This window comes from Metabacillus malikii (genome assembly GCF_030813355.1).
Lineage (GTDB): Bacteria > Bacillota > Bacilli > Bacillales > Bacillaceae > Metabacillus > Metabacillus malikii.
This window is the reverse complement of the sequence record NZ_JAUSUD010000001.1, coordinates 229,999-250,514: the sequence shown is the minus strand read 5'-3', so window position 1 is coordinate 250,514 and position 20,516 is coordinate 229,999. Positions and strand designations below refer to the sequence as shown.

Sequence of the window (20,516 nt, the reverse complement as noted above, 5' to 3'; positions counted from 1 at the left end):
TGTGACTGCAAATGTCTACTACTGTTTACTATATCAATAAAAAAAAGCACAATCTACCAATGGCAGACTATGCTTCTTGTAAAAAGGATGTAGTTGTTTTCAAGTTAGCTTTTTTAGTTCCAACTAAACCTAATATTTCTGCTGAGGACAAATGAACTTTGTTCAATAAATCTGGGTTATCCATCAGTGATAAACCATATGAAGGGATCATTTCCTTCAGCTTCGGTTCCCATTTATCAATGTTTTCCGGGAAGCATTTTCTAATCACTTCTAGCATGACGTGAACTGCTGTAGATGCGCCTGGTGAAGCACCGAGCAATGCAGCAATGGAACCATCACTAGCCGTAATCACCTCTGTACCGAATTGTAGTGTCCCTTTACCAGCCTCTGTATCTTTAATGACTTGGACACGTTGTCCAGCGACAACTAAATCCCAATCTTCTGCTTTTGCATTCGGAATAAATTCACGTAACTCTTCCATACGTTGCTCTTTCGTTAACATGACCTGCTGAATAAGGTATTTTGTCAAAGCCATTTCCTTCACACCAGCTGCTAACATGGTTAATATATTATCTGGTTTTACAGATGTAATTAAATCAAACATCGAGCCATTTTTTAAAAACTTAGGTGAGAACCCTGCAAATGGTCCGAATAATAATGATTTTTTATTGTCTATAAATCTAGTATCAAGATGAGGAACAGACATTGGTGGAGCACCAACCTTTGCCTTTCCGTATACTTTAGCATGATGCTGTTCAACTACCTCAGGATTATTACACACCATAAAAATTCCACTAACCGGGAATCCACCAATATGTTTCCCTTCAGGAATTCCTGATTTTTGTAATAAATGAAGGCTGCCACCACCGCCTCCGATGAAGACGAATTTTGCTGTATGCCTTTCTACCGTACCATTACCTAGGTTCTTAACTTTTAACTCCCACTTATTATCAGCAGTTCGCTTCATATCATTTACACTATGATTATAATGAATTTGAACATCTTGATTTTCTAAATGTGTAAACAACATACGTGTTAACGAACCAAAGTTAACATCTGTTCCACTGTCGATTTTCGTTGCAGCGATTGGTTCAGTTGTTTCACGTTCTTGCATAATAAGCGGAATCCATTTCTTCAGTTTTTCTGGGTCTTCAGAAAATTCCATTCCTTTAAAAAGAGGATTTTTTGTTAGCGCTTTAAAACGTTTCTTTAAAAACGCTACATTTTCTTCACCTTGAACTAGGCTCATATGTGGCAATGGCATAATAAAATCTTGTGGCTTTTTGATTAGTTTCCTACTTACTAAATAAGACCAAAACTGCATTGAAACTTGAAACTGTTCATTAATGTTAATTGCTTTACTAATATCGATTGTGCCATCCGGTTTTTCAACCGTATAATTAAGTTCACAAAGTGCCGCGTGTCCCGTCCCCGCATTATTCCATTCGTTCGAGCTTTCCTCTCCAGCACTTGGGAGCTTTTCAAAAACTTTAATGTTTATGTCCGGCACTAACTCTTTCAAAAGTGTCCCTAATGTTGCACTCATGATGCCGGCCCCAATTAAGATAACGTCTGATTTCGTTTCACTGTTGCTCATAATAACCTTCCTTATACCCCTAAGATTTTCAGAAAGGATGTAGGCGCTAAACCTGCTAAAAAACACAGAAACCCAATGCGCTACCTAATTCACATCATTTCTGGAGCGATTAAAGCTTGCTTCTAGTGTATCATTATTATTTGAAAATTAAAATATCAATTTGTGAAAAACGAAGCAAGGGGACGGTTCTTCTGCTTCCAAATGAAGCAAAAGAACCGCCCCTGTGCTCCTTACCGTACCGCTTTCCTTCTCATCCATTGTGTTGCAGCCCATTTATCGCCAACGATGACAGGTGCACCACCATGTAGTGTTAACTCATTTATTGTTTTATCATTATAGAAATATTCGAAGTAAACAGCCATTCCCTTTTGTGGAGAAATTGTTAAATTTAATTTAGGGAAATATGTTTCTCCACCGTGCTCAACATCACTTAAATACATAACTATAGTGCTGATTCTCGTATTTTCTGCTGCTACAAAATAATCATGGTGTGCTTTAAACTCTTGTCCCACCTCATAATGCAGCACTTGTAATCCTTCACTATGCTCTACAGGTATATTCATGATTTGAGCTAGACGCTTATCAATTCTTTCAACTAATTCATGATGTCCATCATCAAAAAACATACTGCTGCTCGTTCTTAGTTCATGAACATCACGGCTATTTCCTACTTTAGACCGTTTTAGTTTATCTTTTGACAATTGAATCAGTTCATCACACTCTTCGTTACTTAACACATTTCCTAATATTACAATTAATGGTTCGTCGAATTTCGCAATAATGTGAATCTCTCTATCATCTGTTTTAATTTTATTACCTAAGTGATTAAAAATTGTTTGTTCTTTTAAAGCTAATTCTCTTGTTTCCATCGTGATTTCCTCGACCTTCACTGTATATTTCTAATTCTTTTAAAATAGAACATTTTTAAATCAGCAAATCTATTTTTAAATCACTATTTGAACACTATTTAGTTGTCCCTTCCCCCTTCAATAAAACAGATAATAGAGCAAACTAGCATATCGCATGAAAATATTTTACTCCCTCTTTTAAATATTGACTATCTTTTTTTTATGGAAGCGCGGGGACGGTTCGAAACCACTGAAAAAGTATACTGATTTCTGATAAGTATCTACTTTCAAGCAATTTATTGTACATATAATGCGGCTTATCCTACGTATAGTTTGATTGGAGCGGAAGTGCGAGACTCCTGCGGGATGCGTGGGAGAGCTGAGACCCCGCAGGCGTTTGCGCTGAGGAGGCTCAGCACCCACCCCGCGGAAAGCGAGTACTGTAGCGGAAATCAAAGTGAACGTCAACTTTGTAAAATCGATTCTTTTTTCTATTAACAAGACTTTTTCAGTGGCCTCGGACGGTTCTTCTGCTTCCAAAAGGAAGCAGAAGAACCGTCCCTGTGCTTTCCCCTTCCTTGACAATTTTAAAGATTAGGTATATTGTGAAAAGTATAATTTCATATTTCGACATTTTCTTATCAAGAGAGGAAGAGGGACTGGCCCAATGACTCCTCGGCAGCGGACGATTTCGTACTGTGCCAATTCCAGTAGCAAACTTGCTAATAGATAAGAGGAGAAGATTCATTTACTATCTACCCCTCTTCTTATTAACAGGAAGAGGGTTTTTAGATCCAAGCTTAATAGATAGAAAAATACACATCTAGGAGAGGAAAACATTATGACACAAAACGTACAAGCACCTTTCAAAGCAGACCATGTAGGAAGCCTATTGCGACCAGAAAGAATACATAGTGCCCGCAAAGATTTTCAAGAAGGAAACATTACTGCAGAAACATTACATGCAATCGAAACAGAAGAAATCAAAAAAATTGTCGACAAACAAATTGAAGTTGGTCTACAAGCTGTGACAGACGGAGAATTTCGTCGTAGATTTTGGCACACCGATTTCTTAGAACATTTAAATGGTGTTGAAGGTTATGTACCAGGCCACGGCTTTAAATTTAATGGTGAGGAAACGGAAAGATACGATGTGCGTGTCATCGGGAAAATCTCCTTTAATCAAAATCACCCTCATATAAAAGACTTTATCGAGTTTAAAGAAATCGTTGGTGACCGCGCTGTTGCGAAACAAACGATTCCTAGTCCAAATCAATTATTTAATGCAGGGATACGTAACCTTGAAATCTATCCTGACATTGAAGAGTACACAAATGACGTTATCCAAACATATCGCGATGCAGTGAAAGCTTTCTATGATGCTGGCTGTCGTTATTTACAACTAGATGATGTTTATATTGCAGGTCTGAATGCACCAGAAATTCCGTTCAACGATAGCGGTTATTCCCGCGAACAATTGATTGAACTAGCATTACGTGTAATCAATGGTGTATTAGAAGATAAGCCTGAAGATTTAGTGATTACAACACACTTATGTCGAGGAAATTACCGTTCTACATGGGCTTTCGAAGGCAGCTATGCGAAAATTGCGCCAACACTATTTGCTAAAGAAAAAGTAACTGGATTTTTCCTAGAATATGATGATGACCGTTCAGGAGATTTCGAACCGTTACAGCACATACCTAACGGTGGACCACAAGTTGTTCTAGGTTTATTCACTTCAAAACACGGTAAATTAGAGGACAAAGAAACGATTAAAGCACGTGTTGAAGAAGCAACAAAATATGTCCCATTAGAGCAATTATGTCTCAGCCCACAATGTGGTTTCGCATCAACACATCACGGTAATATTTTAACTGAAGATGAGCAATGGGCGAAGTTAAAGTATATTGTTGATATTTCAAAAGAAATATGGGGTTAAGATAACCTAGATAGTAAATAATAAAAAACATCATCCTCATTTCGGAGAAAAAATTCTCCATAAGTAAGGATGATGTTTTTACTATTTTTAATCTATTAGTCACAAACCCACTTTATTGTCTTTGCAAGAAGTTTAATAAATTCCCCGTTCTCTAACCCCTCTTTATTATGCGCTGGAGTTAAACAGGATACCCTGCCATTCCCAAAAGAATGTGACCAACCTGCAACAGAATGCCCATCTTCAGATTGTGATGTTAAGAAGATGTTCGTTTCCGCTTCATTTACATTTACAAAATAATGCTCATCTAATATGTCAAAAGCAACTGCTCCAAAGCTATCATTACCATCTACACTCGTATATTTCACTTGTTGATGAAGCTCTGGATGGTATTCAAAGTGACCCTTTAACAGTTTAATATAGTTGCTATCAGGTGGATACGAAGCAAGCCCCGAATGCCAGCCTAGCCACCCGCCACCTTGATTAACATATTCAGTAATCGCAGTTCCAATCTCCTCTGTCATCCACGTATCGACTTTTTCATCAGTAGGATTGATCCGATTTTCTTTAAACAAAATCACTGCATCAGGCTTTTTCCCCAATTCGGAGCATAGTTGTTCTAGTTGGATTTCTACTAGATCAATGTCCTCCAGCTCACTGATAAATTTAACAGCATGATGTAACGAATCTACTATCCTTTCTTTCGGATGATAATAATCACCTAAAACGGCAATAATTCTTTTCATGTTCACCCCTCCTTAAAAAACTTAACGGATAGAATCTCTCACACTTTACTAATTATTACATTCCATTATCGGACAGTGAACTACAATGGCATTGCTTCTCCTCTACTATTAATAAAAGAAGATGAATGATTAATAGTTTGTTTTTTCTCAATTATATCCATGATACCGCGTGCAGACTCCTCTGGTGTACCTGGAGCATGCTCACCACCCATATCTGTTTTAATCCAGCCAGGATGAACCGCATAGACAGAAACCTCTTTATCTGCTAAATATTTTCTTAATTGCTCAGAGAACATGTTTAATCCGCTTTTAGACAATGCATAAGGGTAATCCCCGCCATACGCATTTTGAAAGCTTCCTGCTTCTGATGAAATGTTAATAATTGTTGCATCAGGTCCTTTATTTACTAACGGTAAAAAATGTTTTATAACCCGCATCGGTCCAAAAAGGTTAATCTGAAATGTTCGCTCAACCTGTGCAATGTCTAATTCTTCAATCGTTTTAGAGCGTTCAGTTAAGATTCCTGCATTATTAATGATTGCATCTAGCTTCATATTTTCTCTAGCTAATTTTGAAGCAGCCTGCTGACATGTTGCTTCCTCAGCAACATCTAGTTGTATAATAGAAACCTGACTTTGTGCGTCCGATTGTAATTGTTGTAATTGCTCCACACGATACTCTAGATTTCGAACACCTGCATACACGCTATGCCCTCTTTTCACCGCTTCTCTAGTTAATTCAAGACCTAAACCACGATTTGCCCCTGTGATAAGTACTTTCATATAAACCTCCTATCATTTTTTCGGACCTAATTCTTGTAAACCTAGCATGACACCTAATTGCTGAACAGAATCCATAAAACAATAACGTCCAGACCCGTATTCACCTTTATGTACGAGTGGTATACCTTGATTTTCAACAAATGAAATGTTTTCTTCAAAGCCACCAACTGTAAACGTAATAAATTGTACCCCTTGACCATGCTTTTGTTTAAATTCTGCGTAAGGGCTTTTGTCATCAACTGGTTCTAACAGTTCAACCGTAACTGCCCCCATTTGCAAATTCGCTAGCTTGACTCGTGCCGGAACATGCTCACCACGAAACACTGTATAAGTAGCCCCCGTTGGATCAGGGCTATACTCTTCTGCTGGCATAATAATTTTCGGCATTTCAATTCCAAATAATCGTGAAAAGTGTTTGGCCGTTGCTTCAATATCATCAACAACTAAGCCTAATTTAACTAGATGAGGATTATCAATTTTGTTCAAAAGCAACTCCCCCTATTTATCGTTTTCAAGTAGCTCGAGCATAATTTTCAAATCTTTAAACGTATCCATATAAGCATAGCGTCCACCTGTATATTCACCTTTTTGAACTAGAGGCATATTTTTCCCTTCCATTAATGTTACTTTCTCTTTCATACCATTAATGATAAATGCGATATGGTGTGGCCCTTCCCCATGTTCATTGAGGTGATTTCTCCATGTACTAGGATGTTCATCAGGTTCGATTAACTCCAATTGCAGTGACCCCATATCGAAAAAGGCTAACTTGGAACGTGCCTCAGAAGGTGCACCTTCAAATTCTGTTTGGGCAACATCGATTGGATCAGTCCAACTCCACTGTGGCTTTTCAACACCAAAAAATTCTGCATAGCTTTGTGAAACGGTTTCAATATCATGAACTAAAATACCAATTTGCGCGATTACATTTGTACCTAACACACCATTATTTTCTTGAGTTTTATTTGTCATTGAATACTCTCTCCTTTGTATATAAGATGATTTATATTAACAATGGATAATCCATTGCCATACACACTATTAGTAGTAAAAAAATTAGTCATCGAATCCCCATTTTTTGGACAATTTGAAAAAGGTCATTGTCATCAGTAAAGCAATTATTAAAAGAATCCATGCTTGTGCAGAAGCATACCCCATATTGAAATACTGAAAGGCATTTCGATAGAGATATAATGAATAGAACAAGGTCGAATTATCTGGACCACCATCTGTAATGATAAACGCCTCTGCGAATGATTGAAAAACACCAATCATACCGGTAATTGAATTAAAGAGAATTGCAGGTCTTAACCCCGGTAATGTGATATGAAAGACCTTTTGAAATACATTTGCACCATCAATTGAAGCTGCCTCATATAACGATTTAGGGATATCACCTAAAGCCGCTAAATAAATTAAAATCATATTTCCTGACATCCAAATTGACATCATGATAAAGCCAGGCTTTGCCCAACTAGGACTCGAAAACCATCCAGGCCCTTCAATTCCAATCATTCCTAACAATGAGTTCACAACACCTGAATCAGGTTGTAATACCCATATCCATAAAATTGCAAGGACAACAAAAGGCACTAATGTTGGAATAAAGAAGACAACCCTAAAGAAAGAAATCGCTTTAATATTCTTCGTATTTAATAGAATTGCAATAAAGATTGTGACAATCGTTGTCATTGTTAAACCTACAAAAATCATATATAAGGTGTTGCCGAGAACTTTGAAAAATAAGTCATCTTTAAACAGAAGCTGGTTATAGTTTTCCAAACCCACAAAAACTGGATCAGCAATTAAATTGTACTCTGTCATTGAATAGTAAAGTGAACTAAACATTGGATAGGCTGTAAAACAAAGAAACCCGATAATCCACGGAGAAATGAAAAGGAGACCATTTCTCAAATTCCTTCTTTGTATATTCATAAAATGAGCACCCCTGTTTTAATAATAAGGAAAAGGTGTTGGTTCATTGTCATCTTTACCCTTTCGAACCCGTAAATGTAATACCTTCTATGAAATATCTCTGCAGGAAGAAAAAGATAATAATAATTGGCAATGTCATCGCAACCCCAATTGCCATCAACAAGCCCCATCTCGGGTCATTTTGAGACATAATTTGTTGCACACCTAGCGAAAGCGTGTAATGGCTATTATCACTCAAGAAAATAAGTGGACCAAGGAAATCACGCCAAGCTTCGATGAATTGAAAGATAACAACTGTTGCTAAAATAGGTTTAGACAGCGGTAAAATAACCTTCCAAAACACAATAAATTCATTTGCCCCATCCATTTTTGCAGCTTCTGACAATTCTTTTGGGATGCCTTTAAAAAACTGTCTCAGCAAAAAGATAAAGAAAGCATTGCCAAAAAAATGTGGCACGATTAATGGTAAATACGTCCCTATCCAACCAATATCTTTAAATAATAGAAATAACGGAATCATAATGACCTGAAATGGTAGCATTAAAGTCGCCAGAACCACAATAAATACAGCATCGCGATATTTCCATTCAATTCTTGAAAACCCATAAGCTATAAAAGCATTAGATAGCACAGCTCCAACACATGAAAAAACAACAACAATCAGTGTATTTTTTAAATATAAAAGAAACGGGAAGGACGAAAAAGCTTCTTTATAATTTGACCAATTTAAAACCTCTGGAATCCAAATAGGCGGGTCTGCAAACAATTCCGTACTACTTTTTAATGAGCCTGAGATAAGCCATAGAAACGGTACAATAAAGACTAAAGAGAATAATAGTAAAATCAAATAGACTAATAGTTTACTCATTTTTCGATTTAATTTATCGAATCTCCTAGTTTTACCCTGATTAGGAACCAACTTACGCTGTTGGTGCGGCTCCGATGCCGGGAGTGCCATCTTCATAAAATCTCCCTCCTCAACTTATTAAAGGATCCGGACTTTGCCTACACAAAATCCGGCTAACATTTACCTTACTTATTATCAAGAGTTTCTTGGAGTTTATCCTGAGATTTCTGAAGCAATTGAACAGGGTCCTCGTGATTATAGATAACTGCATCACGAATACTTGTTATTTCATCCCCCATCTCACTCGCGACAGCAGTTAAGGCCGGATGCCCTGATTCTGTTGATTCTGCTACCTTTAACACGGTTTCATAAACGTGATCGTTATCCCAATTGATCGCATCAGATTTCTCCTTCCAAATTGAAATCGAGCGCCAAATATTTATGTTATCCGCTAATACTTTGTCTTGGTTTCCATATAGTGCAAAGTTAACTGCAGCTTGAGGATTTTTTGCACCTTTAGGAATAAAAAATACATTCGTTCCAAATACCGTTGCATCTTTTCTTCCCTCTGGTGGACTTGGAATTGCTGCCACTTTATATTTCGTATCCGGTGAATAAATCTTTAACGCATTAGCGAACCAGTTTCCATTTACCGTCATTGCTACTTTTCCATTCATAAATGGATGATCAGGTGAAAACGCTCCTCCAAATCCGGATGTAAATGACTTTATTTTTTCTGGATTATATTTCTGCGCATATCCGTCCATCCATTTAAATGCTTCTACCATTGGTTCTTCATTCAAGTTCACTTTTTTTGTGTCTGTATCATACATTGTTGCACCAAATGCCCATGGCCACGTATATGGATCTTCACCAGCATCAATCCAAGGAATAAAACCTAGTGTTTCAAAGCTTCCATCATCCTTTATTTTTGTTAACGCTTCTGCAGCTTTATCTAGTTCTTCAATTGTTTTTGGAGGATTATCCGGGTCTAATCCAGCCGCTTCAAACATTTCTACATTGTAGTACAGCAAATTAACGTTCGAATCTTGTGGCAGGATATATGTTTTTCCATCTGGTTGCTTCATTAAATCTCGAAAACCATCAAGTACACTATCTTCATCAAAGCCTGCCTTTTCTAAATATTCATCAAGAGGTTCTAATGCACCTTGAGCCGCTAAGCTATATGCAAGTTGATAATCATTTCCATCCCCTAATACTAAATCCGGCGGGTTCCCCCCAGAAATAGAAGAAAGCAACTTCCCATTTGTAATACCGTCTGGAACGTATACTGCATTAATTTTCGTTCCTTCCTCTTTTTCATATGCAGCGATTCGTTCTTTATCCCATTTTTCAGAATCCCCACCCCACGGGTACCAATATGTAAAGCTATCGGAGTCTCCGCTTGATGTAGATGAAGAAGATTCTGAACTTGAACAACCAAAAAGCGCCAAAGACAAGATAAGGAATAAGACCATACTTTTTGAGATGATTTTCTTCAAACTAATTCCCCCTAAATTAAATGAAAAATTCCCCCAAGTAATTAACAACGAACATTGATGAAATTGTCACGATATTTTGCTGTACTCACCCCCTTTAAATAGAATACGCTTTGTGAACACGCGTTTATTTTTTGGTGAAGTGGCTTATATAGATTTTTAGTAAAAGTAAACGCATACATTTCATTAATAAAAGGAGAAGTAGATTAAAGTGAACGGCAAGACTCCCGGACTATCAATTTAGAACCCATCGTCACTTTAATCCCCTTCTTATTTGATTGTTCGATTGAATTTATTACATCAACTGTTAGGCTTTGCATCATTTTACTGAAATCCGCTTTAAAAGTCGTTAGTGGTGGATGATACAATTTACTAAGTACGTGGTCATCAATCCCAATAATCGATACATCTGACGGAACATTGATTTGTTTTTCGTTTAGTGCACGAATAACACCAAATGCAATACTATCGTTTGCAGCGAAAAATGCAGTAGGTAAATCAGTAGCTGTTTTCAAAAAATGTTTCATGGAATGATAGCCGCTCGTGCTGCTAAAATCCGATTGAATGACCCACTCTTTTTTTACAGGTAATCCATGAAGCTTCATCGCCTTCACAAAGCCGTCAAATCTTGCAGATCCAGCATGCCTTTTCAAATCACCGTTAATAATTCCTATTTTTCTATGTTTCAAGCTAACTAAATAATCTACCGCTTTTTTGGCACCATCTTCATTGTCGAAACTATAAACAATTCGATTCGGTTCATTTCGCCCAGGTAAATCTTGGTCTACAATACCAATGATAAAGCCTTCAGCAATCAGTTCTTCGATAAAAGGTTCATGGTTATCAGCGCCCATAAAAATTCCAGCATCAATTCTATTTTGATAAAAAACTGTTTTCACACGTTCAATATTTTTCGGTGATTTGCAGTCTCGAATAATATTCGTGATCACATAATAATCCTGTGCAGATGCTTCTTCTATGACACTAGTAATTAGGGTATTACTAGTCGGATCACTTGAAACGCTGCCTTTATCGATGATAAATAACCCGATATTTCTCATATTTTTTCCAGCAAGAACCTGTGCGGACATATCAGGAAAGTAGTTGTATTCTTTGATTATTTTCATTACTTTTTCGCGAGTTTCTGGGGGAACACTGGGATAATTGTTAATTACCCTGCTTACGGTGCTTCTCGAAACACCAGCAAGCTGAGCAATTTGTGTGCTATTGACTTTATTTCTTTTCACATTATCTTCCCTCTCCGTGAACACGTGTTTATTAATTGGTTTTATTCTAAGCTCATATGATTTGCATGTCAATGAAATGTAGAAATATTTTGAAATTTTCGTGAACGCGCTTTCTTAACTAAAAGATATGTAAGTTGAACAATATTATGAACACTATTTTTTATACAATGCTTCCAACCTATTATTAAGTAAAGAGCAAACCCTAAAACCTCTCCACTTTTCATGAATGATTTTTAGGGTTAACTAATCTTTATTTGTATATTTTTTACTTACTTGAACGTAGCTTATAGTCTTTTTCGATTTGGTCTTTCCAGCTGCGGTCAATTTTCTTCCCGTTCCTCATATTCATAACCGCTTCATTGACTGCTTCATAGTTTAGTTGTGTACCAAGATTATCTGCATGGTAATTAACTGCAAAATCTTCATTTATCCCAAACTGAGCAGCTGTTGAAATAGAGTCGATGTTTGCACCTAAGAAGATAAATTCCCACCCATATTTCTCCTTTTGATGACGCACCATTTGTTTGATTTTTCTAGCCGTATATTCTTGGCTAGCATTTTCCATTCCATCTGTGGTAATGACAAACATAACTTTATGAGCCCGCTGCTCCTCTATTGTATACTTTTGGACATTAACAATTTTTTGAATCGTTGACCCAATAGCATCTAATAGTGCAGTCGAACCACCGACACGATATTCATCTTCTGTCATTGGAGAAATCGCATTTATATTGATACGGTCATGGATAAGTTCATAGTGATGATTAAATAACACCGTCGTCACATATGCTTCGCCTTCTGCCTTTTGTTGCTTATGAAGCATCGCATTAAAGCCGCCAATTGTATCTGGTTCCAATCCAGCCATTGAGCCACTTTTATCAAGAATAAATACCAATTCAATACTTTCCTTTGTCATTTCAAATCATCCTTTGTTAGTTGGTAAACTAAGGATAACAATGGATGGCTTCAAATTGGTCGCTTCTGAAGCGACATTTTATCCTCCTAATAAAGGCTGGTCAAACGCAAACAGCGCTTCATTGATTTCATGTATATTAAAATTTCGTTGAATGATAAAATACTCAATGATGACATCAAATTTACTACTATGTGATAGTGTATATCCTGCACTTTGCAATAATTCATTCGTTTCTGCAACCGATAATTCTAATGCAATTGCAAATGCTAAAGCCGTTTTCTTCTTCGGCTGATAATCGTGATTCGTTCGAATTTTTGAAAATAGCTTCCGGCTAATATTTGCTCTTGTATATGCTTCAACATCCGTCATTCTCCGTTCATCAATCATTCGTAGTAGTCTCATTGAAAATGTCTCATCTAGCATATTCAAATACTCTACTAAGCTCGTACCCTCTAGAGGTCTATCCTTTTCAATTGCATAATCCGATCGAATGCTTTCCTCTTGCAAAGTTTCTAGGATAAATGCCTCTTCCCGCCTATTTCCTTTAAGCCCTGCATCTTTGACAAAATGCTCATCAATGTATTCATGAATCGAATGAAACAACTTTTTACTTAAATGAAAAGATTGTTTATCAAATACAACGAGGTAGACGTCCATTTCATGAACCAATAAAAACTCACTTATTGTTGAAACAGCTATGTTTAACGCCTCATCCTTAGGATAACCGAATATCCCGGTCGAAATGAGAGGAATTGCGATTGAATGAAGCTGATAGTCTTTTGCCAAATGAAGCGAATTGAAATAACAAGCGGCTAACTGTGCTGCTTCATTATATTTGCCTCCACGCCAAATCGGACCAGGTGTATGAATAATATGCTTAGCATATAAACGAAATCCATCCGTTATAACAGCTTGTCCGATCGAACAGCCCCCTATTTCATCACAAGCCTTTTGTAATTCTTTTGCTCCAGCAGCTTGAAAAATTGCACCACAAACACCGCCACCCTTTTTCAACTGCGGGTTTGCAGCATTTACGATTGTATCAACCTTCATCTTCGTAATATCATCACGGACAATTTGCAACGGCATGTCCCCACCTCCACTATGTAACTTCTATTATCATAACGAAACTTTTCTATGTTCAACAATAGAAAGATATTCGATTTGCTCCAATACTTAAATCCTTGTATAATATATTACAGAACAAACATTCGTTTATTTACCACGTGCATCAGATAAACTGAAGGTTGAACAGGAGCAAATTGACTTGATTATTTTACATTTGACTTGCATGTAGCACAAAATATGGACAATATAAGTGATGAACAACTAGAGCGTGTTGATAAAAAATGGAAACAAAACGTCTCAACGTATCAAAAATTATTTCATACGTTAGAAAGTCGATTACTTGATACCATTTTTCCACATGGGGTTTTCACGACTTTCAATTAATAAAGATGGAAATCATCCATAAAAGCCTTATTCAATTGGTCCTTCATTTCACTGTGGCAAACGATAATCATAAACAGATATGCCTAAGCTTTGAAAGATGTCTCTTTCTATCAATATCAACACCATAATTCTCACAATCTAGAAAGTATTTTTAATAGAGAAATACAAATTTGGCTATATCAAGAATTTCTACCTATTAATGAATCAACACTATCTTTCGAAGTCCTTTCTCATCCGGAGCAAATGTATTACTCCATTTTCCAAGCCAATCGGTTACATTGAAACCATTAGTTTAATCTAGCTTTTGTCACATACTAATAAAGAGTAAAAACACCAATAATAAATTTACTGTTTCATTCATCGTAAATTCAAGTAAAATAAGTGGTAGAATGAATACTATAGTTTGATTAGAAAAGAGGATATACAATGATCGTTAAAACAACAGAAGAACTAGAAGCATTAAAAGAAATCGGAAAAATTTGCGGGACAATCCGTGACGAAATGATAAAGATGACCAAACCAGGAGTAACGACGAAGGAGCTTGACGATTTTGCAGGTGAGCTTTTTGAAAAATATGGTGCCATTTCAGGCCCTAAAGGTGAATATGACTTTCCTGGCTATACATGTATCAGCGTTAATGAAGAAGTTGCACACGGAATTCCCGGTAATCGCGTCATTCATGAAGGTGATTTAGTAAACATTGACGTTTCCGGCTCGAAAAATGGTTACTTTGCTGATACGGGTTTATCATTTGTTGTCGGTAACGGTGACCCAGTATTAACTCAAATTTGTGAAGTAGCAAAAAAAGCTTTCGATGCTGGTTTAACAAAAATGAAACCAGGTTCACGACTAAATCGAATTGGGAAAGCTGTCTTTCAAACAGCACGTTCAAATGGCTTTACGGTTATCATGAACTTAACTGGACACGGTGTTGGTCGCGCCTTACATGAAGAACCAAACCATATATTAAACTATTATGATCCACAAGACCCGATTCTCTTAAAAGAAGGAATGGTCCTAGCATTCGAACCATTTATCTCAACTGGAGCCGAAGAAATTTATCAAGAGGATGACGGCTGGACATTCACAACTGAAGAAAAAAGCTTTGTCGCCCAAATTGAACATACCGTCATCGTCACAAAAGACGGCCCCGTCGTCATCACCGAATAAAGAAGCGTGGGGACGGTTCTCTTGCTTCCTGGAAGTAAGAGGAACCTCCACCTTATCTTCACATGCATAGTTATCTCTGTCTCGGTCATGTTTCAAGTCATTAGCCGGAAGTGTTGAAGTAACACTTCCGATTTCACTAACCTGAATTAACAGATGCATCTTGTTCCATGTTCATCATTTTCTAGAACAAAATAGGCAGTGAAACCATGTTCAGTTTCCCTACCTTAATTACAAACTAGTTCTATTAACGGGTCATAGCCTTCGTCATATGGTGGATACACATCAGGGTGAAGAAGATACGCAATTTTCATTAACCCTACTAATAAGCGCGGTGAAGGCCTACAAAAAAGAGGCTCCTCTAGAACATATAGCTTATTCTCCTTTAAAGCACTTAGATTTTCCGCACCTTCCCGTTTTTCAACAACCTTCACATTCACCTTTTCCTTATGAACACCGACCCATATTAAACATATAACATCCGGTTTTTTCTTTATTACTTCAGTCCATTCTGTTTTCACACTTGCTTCAGGTACATCCGCAAATATATTGCGTCCACCTGCTAATCGGCTAATTTCCGTGATCCAATTTGTCTTTCCCGGAGTAAAAATGGGCTTTGGCCACCATTCCCAATAAATCGACTTTGGCGTTACTATTTGCTCGGTTAATTGTTCATACTGCTTCAAAATCTCGCTAAACTTTTTAGCTAACTGTCTAGCTCTCTCACTCGAATTCGTTGCTTCACCCACAAATAAAAGACTATCAATAATTTCTGATAATGACTTAGGATTTGGAACAACAACATAAGGGATCCCTCGCTCCTTGAGCCCTGCAATATTTTGCTCCATACCAGGAACCGAAAGAGAAGCAAGCACAAGGTCTGGCTTTAACTCTTCTACCTTTTGTAAATCAATGGACAAATCTGGGCCTAACCGCGGTAGGTCTTTAATATGTTCTGGCCAATCTGAGTAATCGTCAATCGCAATTAATGAGTCTGTTAGACCTAAATATGCGACCAATTCTGTATTACTAGGACATATCGAAATTAACCTCATCGTTCTCTTCTCCTCTCAATCGATGAAAAAGCAAGCTACTTATTTCATCCGTTTCGTTAACCCATTCCATACCAGTTCAACCTTGTCCGCAAGACGTGCTGCATCTTGAGTTATCCACCCCATCACATCACGCAATCTTCGCTCGGATTCCTCAAGTGGAACAATGCCTTTCCCAATTTCGAGCATGATTAAAACAATGGTTCCATTTCGTGCCTGCTCCGTACGAACCATTTCGTCATAAAAACTTCTAAATTTTTCACGAATCTGTTGATTATTGTTGTTTTCTAAAAGCTCTGTTTCGAGCCATTTTTCAAAGCCCTCCAACACGATAATAGTACCTTCGTGCAAGTTTTCTCGCCAATCTGTTAACTGCGACCCATCATATGCACTTACAAAGTGAACTTTTTTATAAGTTTCTCTTACACGTTGTCGCTTTCCTGAGAAGGCACCGCCGATAATGAGATGCATTGCCATTCCCCCTTTTCTTCATTAAAACTTAATGAAAGCGTAATTGCTGTACCATGCTTAATTGGAAAGTCCCAAAATGATGTAGTATGATGATATTTTTGAACAATATAACGAATTACGCCACCATGTGTGACAAGAAGAACATTTGACTCACTTTTTGCTTCAGCTAATAGCTCTTGCAAAACTGAATCAACTCGTGACTTAAAATCATCTCCTGAGTCGCCATTAGGAATTGTATGCTCTTCCCAATTGTTTAACCAGTTTTGATAGACTTTATCATCCTTTAATTCGTAATATGTTTTCCCTTCCCAATCACCAAAGTTCATTTCTCGTAAACGGGAATCTGTATTCGGTTCACCATCTATTTGTAAATAGGCGAAGGTTTCCTGACAACGGCGCAAGTCACTGACAACTATTTTGTCGAACTCGATATTTGCTAACGCTTGTTTCAAAGGAGCTAATAACGATAATTCACTTTCAATAACCGGTCGGTCAGTATGGCCAACATACCGTTTTTGTTGATTCCAATCCGTTACACCATGACGTACGAGATATAAATCCAAGTTATGATTAGTCCCCATAATTCTCCTCCTTCAATTGTCGAGCCTAATAAGTCTCCATTCGTCCCTTTGAAAGTCTTTTGAATCCAAACCGCTGCTGCACCAAAATAGAGGCAATAGCCAATAAGCATATACAAAGCTTGCGGAACAAATAGTACAATGATGACAAGCGGTACTGCGGCAAAGATGCAATCAAGCATTGTTATATTTTTTTTCCATTCGAACGCAAGCCCTTGCTGCTTTGCTGTTGGTAACAGTGTAATAAATAGTGCTGCACCATAACGCGCAAATGCAGGTATGAGTAGGAAATTGAATATAGGTACATCAATTTTTAAGAGACTATAAATGAGAACTGTTTTCCAGGCAAGTAAAAAATAAAGCGCGAGATGACCGAAGCTGCCTACATGTGGGTCACGCATAATTTCCCACTTTTTCTCTAGTGGTGCATTTGACCCGATAGCATCCGCAACATCCATTACCCCGTCTAAATGCAGCCCACCCGTCATCCAAACCCATAACGAAATGATTAGCAACGTTGCAATCGGCAACGAAATATGCGGGATTATAAAACTAATAAGTAATGCTGGCGCTACACCAATAATTAATCCCACAACCGGATAGAACCGTAAAGCCCATCGGCTTGATTGCTGATTCCATGGTACCTCGACCGGGATTGGTATGCGTGTCAAAAATTGAATCGCAAGCAAAAAACCTGCCAAAACCTGATTCATAAGCCCCCTCCCTTCCAAACAGTCGGAATCCCTGCTTGCAGTTGGATGACATGCTCCGCTCTATTTACAATTAGCTGATGCAGTTTTTGAAGAAGGTACATATAATTGCTGACATATTTATCGGTTACAGGAAAACCTTCATTTACATCGTTTGAGACAATGATTAACTGGATATTTCGTAACTTGGCAGTATCAATCCAGCTATTTATTATCGTTATTAACTCTTCTTTTGACTTGTGATGGTCAAACATCGCATTGCTTAGCCATATCGTTAAACAATCTAGCAGAATTACACCACCTGTCCGACAAGTCTTTAGCACATTTAGAACATGAAACGGCTCTTCGATTGTTGACCACTTATTTGACCTGCTTTGCTGGTGGATACCAATCCGCTCCACCATTTCCGTATCTGTCCTTTTTGCTGTTGCTACATAATAAAGGTAAGCTGTTTCATTTGTTTGCTTTTGCTTTTCAAACAGTGCCAATGCTTTGTCCTCCGCAAACTGACTTTTCCCTGAACGCGCTCCACCTGAAATAAATACGATCATTCTAGCTGTCTCCATTTCTGAAAAGCTTCAATTAAACGTTCATTTTCAGCTCTTGACCTAATAGCGATTCGTAAAAAATCGCCATTCAAACCTTTAAAGTTATGAGTATGTCTTGTCACAATACCTTGTTGTAAGAGGAAACGGAATAGTTGCTCCGTTTGATTCGGTGCTTTCTTATCTCTTAATAGATAGAAGTTCGTCTTCGTATCAGTTAATTCAAGATCCATTTCGTTCAGTCGCCTTAAAACAAATTCTGATTCGTCTGCAAGCCACACCTTCGTTTTTTCGAGAAACGCTTTGTCATTAAGAAGTTTTGGCACAATACTATCAGCTAGCGCGTTAATACTCCATGGTATTTGCACACCTTTAAGCTTACTAATAATTGTCGGACTCGCCATTAAATAACCGAATCTCAACCCAGGTATCGTGTACATCTTTGTTAAAGAGCGCAATAAAATAAGATGGTCAAAGCTAGCCAGCCAGTTTGTTAGCGGAGGTATTGAAGCTGGTAAAAAATCAGCAAAAGCCTCATCGACAACAACATATGTCCCAGTATTTTCCGCTGCAGTAACAATATCTCTAAGTATCTCCTCAGGAATAACTGTCCCCGTTGGATTATTCGGTCTGCAAATAAAAATGACATCTTTATCGGGTAGTTTTTCAATTAAGTTATGACCTGATAGTGTAAAATCGTCTTCCATGTCTAAAAAGTAATCTTCAACTTCGATATTGTAATGACTGCATGCCCGTTCATATTCGAGAAAGGTTGGCTGAACAACGAGAGCTTTCCCACCTTCAAAATTCTTCGCTGCTAAAAATATCGCCTCAGCGCCTCCATTTGTTACGAGCACCTGATTTTCATTAATCTCTTCATTTGTTGCAATAGCAGAAGTACTCTTCTCATAAGTAGGGTCTGGATAACGTATCACTGTTTCAAACTCTTCAAATAATGATTCCTTTAACCAAGAAGGTGGTCCTAACGGATTTAAGTTTGCACTAAAATCAAGCATCGTTTTTTCACTTTCAATTTGTAGTAACTTTTTTATCGTTTCCGGCTGTCCGCCATGATTTGGCCACTTCATTTTTTTCACCTCTGTCTCACTTGCCCATCGTAAACATAATCAACATGCCGACAGCTGTAAAAACAATCCAGCCACCATGCATATATGTAATCGTCTTTCTTATATCATTTCGATTTAGTGGTCTCGTTCGGTCTCCCATCGTCGCTCTTTCTGATTTTAAACCTTGATAGTAATTCAAACCGCCAAGCTGTACACCTAGCAAGCCGGCAACGAGTGCTTCTGACCAGCCACTATTCGGGCTTGGATGCTTCCTTGCATCACGATGGACAATTTTCCAACCATTTTGCTTCTTTGACCCTTTTATAAACAATGATGCAACAAACATACAAGCAGCAGTCAATCGTGCAGGTATCCAGTTTGCAATGTCATCTAAGCGTGCAGAAGCCCAGCCAAACTTTTCATATTTGTCATTTTTATAGCCGACCATTGAATCTAATGTGTTAATTGCCCGGTATGCCATTGCCAAAGGTGCTCCACCAATAAAGGCCCAAAACAAAGGAGCAGTAATCCCGTCAACTGTATTTTCGGCAACCGTTTCAACTGCACCTCTAACAATTTCTGATTCAGGTAAACTGTCCGTATCGCGGCCAACTACCATACTCAACTGCTTTCTCGCTTCAATAAGATTGCCTGCTTCTAACGGTTTTAATACATTTTTACCTGCTGAAGCTAGTCCCTTTACCGCAATTGTCGTTGAAATAAGGTAGATTTGAAGTAAAACCGCTAATAAAGGATGGAGCATAAATGCAACGACAATGACTATACATGTTAAAACAAATACGCTGACTACGACTGTTACTGTTAAGCCAATCCCCTTTAAAACACGACAGTTTCCTCGATTCCAACGCCTGTCTAAATATTTGATAAGCTTGCCGATTTGGATTACCGGATGTGGCAACCATATAGGGTCTCCGATTAGCAGGTCTAGAAAAATAGCGGCAATTATTATGAGACAAAATGTCGTTGCTGATAGTTGTAATAATTCACTCGTCCATATCATCGTTGTTGTATCCTCTTTATGTCTTTTTTATTGTTTAAGAAACTATAAAATGCTTCTACGTGGATAAGTGCTTCGACATCCAGCTCCAACGCCTAGC

The 20,516-nt window shown here is 37.8% G+C and carries 22 protein-coding genes and 1 riboswitch; of the genes, 3 read left to right on the top strand and 19 right to left on the bottom strand.

Going from position 1 to position 20,516, the window contains the following annotated elements; genetic code table 11:
- Window positions 1-67: 67 nt before the first annotated feature.
- Together J2S19_RS01270 and J2S19_RS01265 are read right to left on the bottom strand one after the other, a co-directional pair.
- Window positions 68-1,597, bottom strand: a complete 1,530-nt coding sequence (locus J2S19_RS01270) for a malate:quinone oxidoreductase (RefSeq protein ID WP_307336013.1) — start codon at window positions 1,595-1,597, stop codon at window positions 68-70.
- A 230-nt stretch (window positions 1,598-1,827) separates the two neighbouring features.
- The gene (locus J2S19_RS01265) at window positions 1,828-2,466 is read right to left on the bottom strand and encodes a 2OG-Fe(II) oxygenase (RefSeq protein WP_307336009.1); all 639 of its coding nucleotides are present in this window, start codon (window positions 2,464-2,466) and stop codon (window positions 1,828-1,830) included.
- 614 nt (window positions 2,467-3,080) lie between these two features.
- Window positions 3,081-3,181: riboswitch (SAM riboswitch) on the top strand.
- A 105-nt stretch (window positions 3,182-3,286) separates the two neighbouring features.
- Here J2S19_RS01265 and J2S19_RS01260 point away from each other — a divergent pair.
- Window positions 3,287-4,387, top strand: a complete 1,101-nt coding sequence (locus tag J2S19_RS01260; RefSeq protein ID WP_307336005.1) for a 5-methyltetrahydropteroyltriglutamate--homocysteine S-methyltransferase — start codon at window positions 3,287-3,289, stop codon at window positions 4,385-4,387.
- 95 nt (window positions 4,388-4,482) lie between these two features.
- Here the strand turns inward: J2S19_RS01260 and J2S19_RS01255 are convergent, their stop codons facing one another.
- The 10 genes from J2S19_RS01255 to J2S19_RS01210 form a co-directional block, all read right to left on the bottom strand.
- Window positions 4,483-5,130, bottom strand: coding sequence for a ThuA domain-containing protein (locus tag J2S19_RS01255; RefSeq protein WP_307336002.1), 648 nt, complete (start codon window positions 5,128-5,130; stop codon window positions 4,483-4,485).
- 80 nt (window positions 5,131-5,210) lie between these two features.
- On the bottom strand, window positions 5,211-5,912 hold the full coding sequence (locus tag J2S19_RS01250) for an SDR family oxidoreductase (RefSeq protein WP_307335998.1): 702 nt from the start codon (window positions 5,910-5,912) through the stop codon (window positions 5,211-5,213).
- Between the two features lie 12 nt (window positions 5,913-5,924).
- Window positions 5,925-6,398, bottom strand: coding sequence for a VOC family protein (locus J2S19_RS01245; protein ID WP_307335993.1), 474 nt, complete (start codon window positions 6,396-6,398; stop codon window positions 5,925-5,927).
- Window positions 6,399-6,410: 12 nt separating this feature from the next.
- On the bottom strand, window positions 6,411-6,884 hold the full coding sequence (locus tag J2S19_RS01240) for a VOC family protein (RefSeq protein WP_307335989.1): 474 nt from the start codon (window positions 6,882-6,884) through the stop codon (window positions 6,411-6,413).
- A gap of 84 nt (window positions 6,885-6,968) precedes the next feature.
- Window positions 6,969-7,847 (bottom strand): carbohydrate ABC transporter permease, encoded by an 879-nt coding sequence (locus J2S19_RS01235; protein WP_307335986.1) that lies wholly within the window; start codon window positions 7,845-7,847, stop codon window positions 6,969-6,971.
- 55 nt (window positions 7,848-7,902) lie between these two features.
- Entirely contained in the window at window positions 7,903-8,811 is a 909-nt protein-coding gene (locus J2S19_RS01230) for a carbohydrate ABC transporter permease (RefSeq protein WP_307335983.1), read from the bottom strand.
- Window positions 8,812-8,879: 68 nt separating this feature from the next.
- Complete coding sequence (locus J2S19_RS01225; protein ID WP_307335980.1) at window positions 8,880-10,196, bottom strand: ABC transporter substrate-binding protein; 1,317 nt, start codon at window positions 10,194-10,196, stop codon at window positions 8,880-8,882.
- A 203-nt stretch (window positions 10,197-10,399) separates the two neighbouring features.
- Complete coding sequence (locus J2S19_RS01220) at window positions 10,400-11,440, bottom strand: LacI family DNA-binding transcriptional regulator (protein ID WP_307335977.1); 1,041 nt, start codon at window positions 11,438-11,440, stop codon at window positions 10,400-10,402.
- A gap of 265 nt (window positions 11,441-11,705) precedes the next feature.
- The gene (locus tag J2S19_RS01215; protein ID WP_307335974.1) at window positions 11,706-12,356 is read right to left on the bottom strand and encodes a vWA domain-containing protein; all 651 of its coding nucleotides are present in this window, start codon (window positions 12,354-12,356) and stop codon (window positions 11,706-11,708) included.
- A gap of 78 nt (window positions 12,357-12,434) precedes the next feature.
- Complete coding sequence (locus J2S19_RS01210; protein WP_307335970.1) at window positions 12,435-13,445, bottom strand: macro domain-containing protein; 1,011 nt, start codon at window positions 13,443-13,445, stop codon at window positions 12,435-12,437.
- A gap of 216 nt (window positions 13,446-13,661) precedes the next feature.
- Here J2S19_RS01210 and J2S19_RS01205 point away from each other — a divergent pair, with 216 nt between their 5' ends.
- Both J2S19_RS01205 and map read left to right on the top strand, forming a co-directional pair.
- Entirely contained in the window at window positions 13,662-13,808 is a 147-nt protein-coding gene (locus tag J2S19_RS01205) for a hypothetical protein (RefSeq protein ID WP_307335967.1), read from the top strand.
- A 426-nt stretch (window positions 13,809-14,234) separates the two neighbouring features.
- Window positions 14,235-14,978: a type I methionyl aminopeptidase gene (map, locus tag J2S19_RS01200; RefSeq protein ID WP_307335964.1), complete on the top strand. Its 744-nt coding sequence runs from the start codon at window positions 14,235-14,237 to the stop codon at window positions 14,976-14,978.
- Window positions 14,979-15,202: 224 nt separating this feature from the next.
- Here the strand turns inward: map and J2S19_RS01195 are convergent, their stop codons facing one another.
- From J2S19_RS01195 to cbiB, 7 genes are read right to left on the bottom strand one after another with little or no spacing between them, the layout of a single operon-like run.
- The gene (locus J2S19_RS01195; protein WP_307335960.1) at window positions 15,203-16,030 is read right to left on the bottom strand and encodes a cobalamin-binding protein; all 828 of its coding nucleotides are present in this window, start codon (window positions 16,028-16,030) and stop codon (window positions 15,203-15,205) included.
- A gap of 39 nt (window positions 16,031-16,069) precedes the next feature.
- Window positions 16,070-16,498 carry a bifunctional adenosylcobinamide kinase/adenosylcobinamide-phosphate guanylyltransferase gene (locus tag J2S19_RS01190; RefSeq protein ID WP_307335956.1) on the bottom strand — a complete coding sequence of 143 codons (429 nt, stop codon included), beginning with the start codon at window positions 16,496-16,498 and terminating at the stop codon, window positions 16,070-16,072.
- Entirely contained in the window at window positions 16,450-17,079 is a 630-nt protein-coding gene (locus J2S19_RS01185) for a histidine phosphatase family protein (RefSeq protein ID WP_307335953.1), read from the bottom strand. The genes J2S19_RS01190 and J2S19_RS01185 overlap by 49 nt, the downstream gene beginning before the upstream one ends.
- Complete coding sequence (gene cobS, locus J2S19_RS01180) at window positions 17,031-17,789, bottom strand: adenosylcobinamide-GDP ribazoletransferase (RefSeq protein WP_307335951.1); 759 nt, start codon at window positions 17,787-17,789, stop codon at window positions 17,031-17,033. Before cobS ends, J2S19_RS01185 begins: the two co-directional genes overlap by 49 nt.
- A complete protein-coding gene (locus J2S19_RS01175; protein ID WP_307335948.1) occupies window positions 17,786-18,337 on the bottom strand; it encodes a bifunctional adenosylcobinamide kinase/adenosylcobinamide-phosphate guanylyltransferase in 552 nt (183 codons plus the stop codon). The genes cobS and J2S19_RS01175 overlap by 4 nt, the downstream gene beginning before the upstream one ends.
- A complete protein-coding gene (gene cobD / locus J2S19_RS01170; RefSeq protein ID WP_307335944.1) occupies window positions 18,334-19,419 on the bottom strand; it encodes a threonine-phosphate decarboxylase CobD in 1,086 nt (361 codons plus the stop codon). The genes J2S19_RS01175 and cobD overlap by 4 nt, the downstream gene beginning before the upstream one ends.
- 16 nt (window positions 19,420-19,435) lie before the next feature.
- Window positions 19,436-20,419 carry an adenosylcobinamide-phosphate synthase CbiB gene (cbiB, locus tag J2S19_RS01165; RefSeq protein WP_307335940.1) on the bottom strand — a complete coding sequence of 328 codons (984 nt, stop codon included), beginning with the start codon at window positions 20,417-20,419 and terminating at the stop codon, window positions 19,436-19,438.
- Window positions 20,420-20,516 lie beyond the last annotated feature (97 nt).

Bases quoted from the DNA above. Each gene is read 5' to 3' on its own strand.
- J2S19_RS01205 (WP_307335967.1), top strand. From the start codon at position 13,662: ATGGACAATATAAGTGATGAACAACTAGAGCGTGTTGATAAAAAATGG.
- J2S19_RS01255 (WP_307336002.1), bottom strand. From the start codon at position 5,130: ATGAAAAGAATTATTGCCGTTTTAGGTGATTATTATCATCCGAAAGAA.
- J2S19_RS01185 (WP_307335953.1), bottom strand. From the start codon at position 17,079: ATGGGGACTAATCATAACTTGGATTTATATCTCGTACGTCATGGTGTA.
- cbiB (WP_307335940.1), bottom strand. From the start codon at position 20,419: ATGATATGGACGAGTGAATTATTACAACTATCAGCAACGACATTTTGT.
- J2S19_RS01210 (WP_307335970.1), bottom strand. From the start codon at position 13,445: ATGCCGTTGCAAATTGTCCGTGATGATATTACGAAGATGAAGGTTGAT.
- J2S19_RS01270 (WP_307336013.1), bottom strand. From the start codon at position 1,597: ATGAGCAACAGTGAAACGAAATCAGACGTTATCTTAATTGGGGCCGGC.
- J2S19_RS01215 (WP_307335974.1), bottom strand. From the start codon at position 12,356: ATGACAAAGGAAAGTATTGAATTGGTATTTATTCTTGATAAAAGTGGC.
- J2S19_RS01175 (WP_307335948.1), bottom strand. From the start codon at position 18,337: ATGATCGTATTTATTTCAGGTGGAGCGCGTTCAGGGAAAAGTCAGTTT.
- J2S19_RS01230 (WP_307335983.1), bottom strand. From the start codon at position 8,811: ATGAAGATGGCACTCCCGGCATCGGAGCCGCACCAACAGCGTAAGTTG.
- cobD (WP_307335944.1), bottom strand. From the start codon at position 19,419: ATGAAGTGGCCAAATCATGGCGGACAGCCGGAAACGATAAAAAAGTTA.
- J2S19_RS01240 (WP_307335989.1), bottom strand. From the start codon at position 6,884: ATGACAAATAAAACTCAAGAAAATAATGGTGTGTTAGGTACAAATGTA.
- map (WP_307335964.1), top strand. From the start codon at position 14,235: ATGATCGTTAAAACAACAGAAGAACTAGAAGCATTAAAAGAAATCGGA.
- J2S19_RS01265 (WP_307336009.1), bottom strand. From the start codon at position 2,466: ATGGAAACAAGAGAATTAGCTTTAAAAGAACAAACAATTTTTAATCAC.
- J2S19_RS01260 (WP_307336005.1), top strand. From the start codon at position 3,287: ATGACACAAAACGTACAAGCACCTTTCAAAGCAGACCATGTAGGAAGC.
- J2S19_RS01235 (WP_307335986.1), bottom strand. From the start codon at position 7,847: ATGAATATACAAAGAAGGAATTTGAGAAATGGTCTCCTTTTCATTTCT.
- cobS (WP_307335951.1), bottom strand. From the start codon at position 17,789: ATGAATCAGGTTTTGGCAGGTTTTTTGCTTGCGATTCAATTTTTGACA.
- J2S19_RS01195 (WP_307335960.1), bottom strand. From the start codon at position 16,030: ATGAGGTTAATTTCGATATGTCCTAGTAATACAGAATTGGTCGCATAT.
- J2S19_RS01190 (WP_307335956.1), bottom strand. From the start codon at position 16,498: ATGCATCTCATTATCGGCGGTGCCTTCTCAGGAAAGCGACAACGTGTA.
- J2S19_RS01250 (WP_307335998.1), bottom strand. From the start codon at position 5,912: ATGAAAGTACTTATCACAGGGGCAAATCGTGGTTTAGGTCTTGAATTA.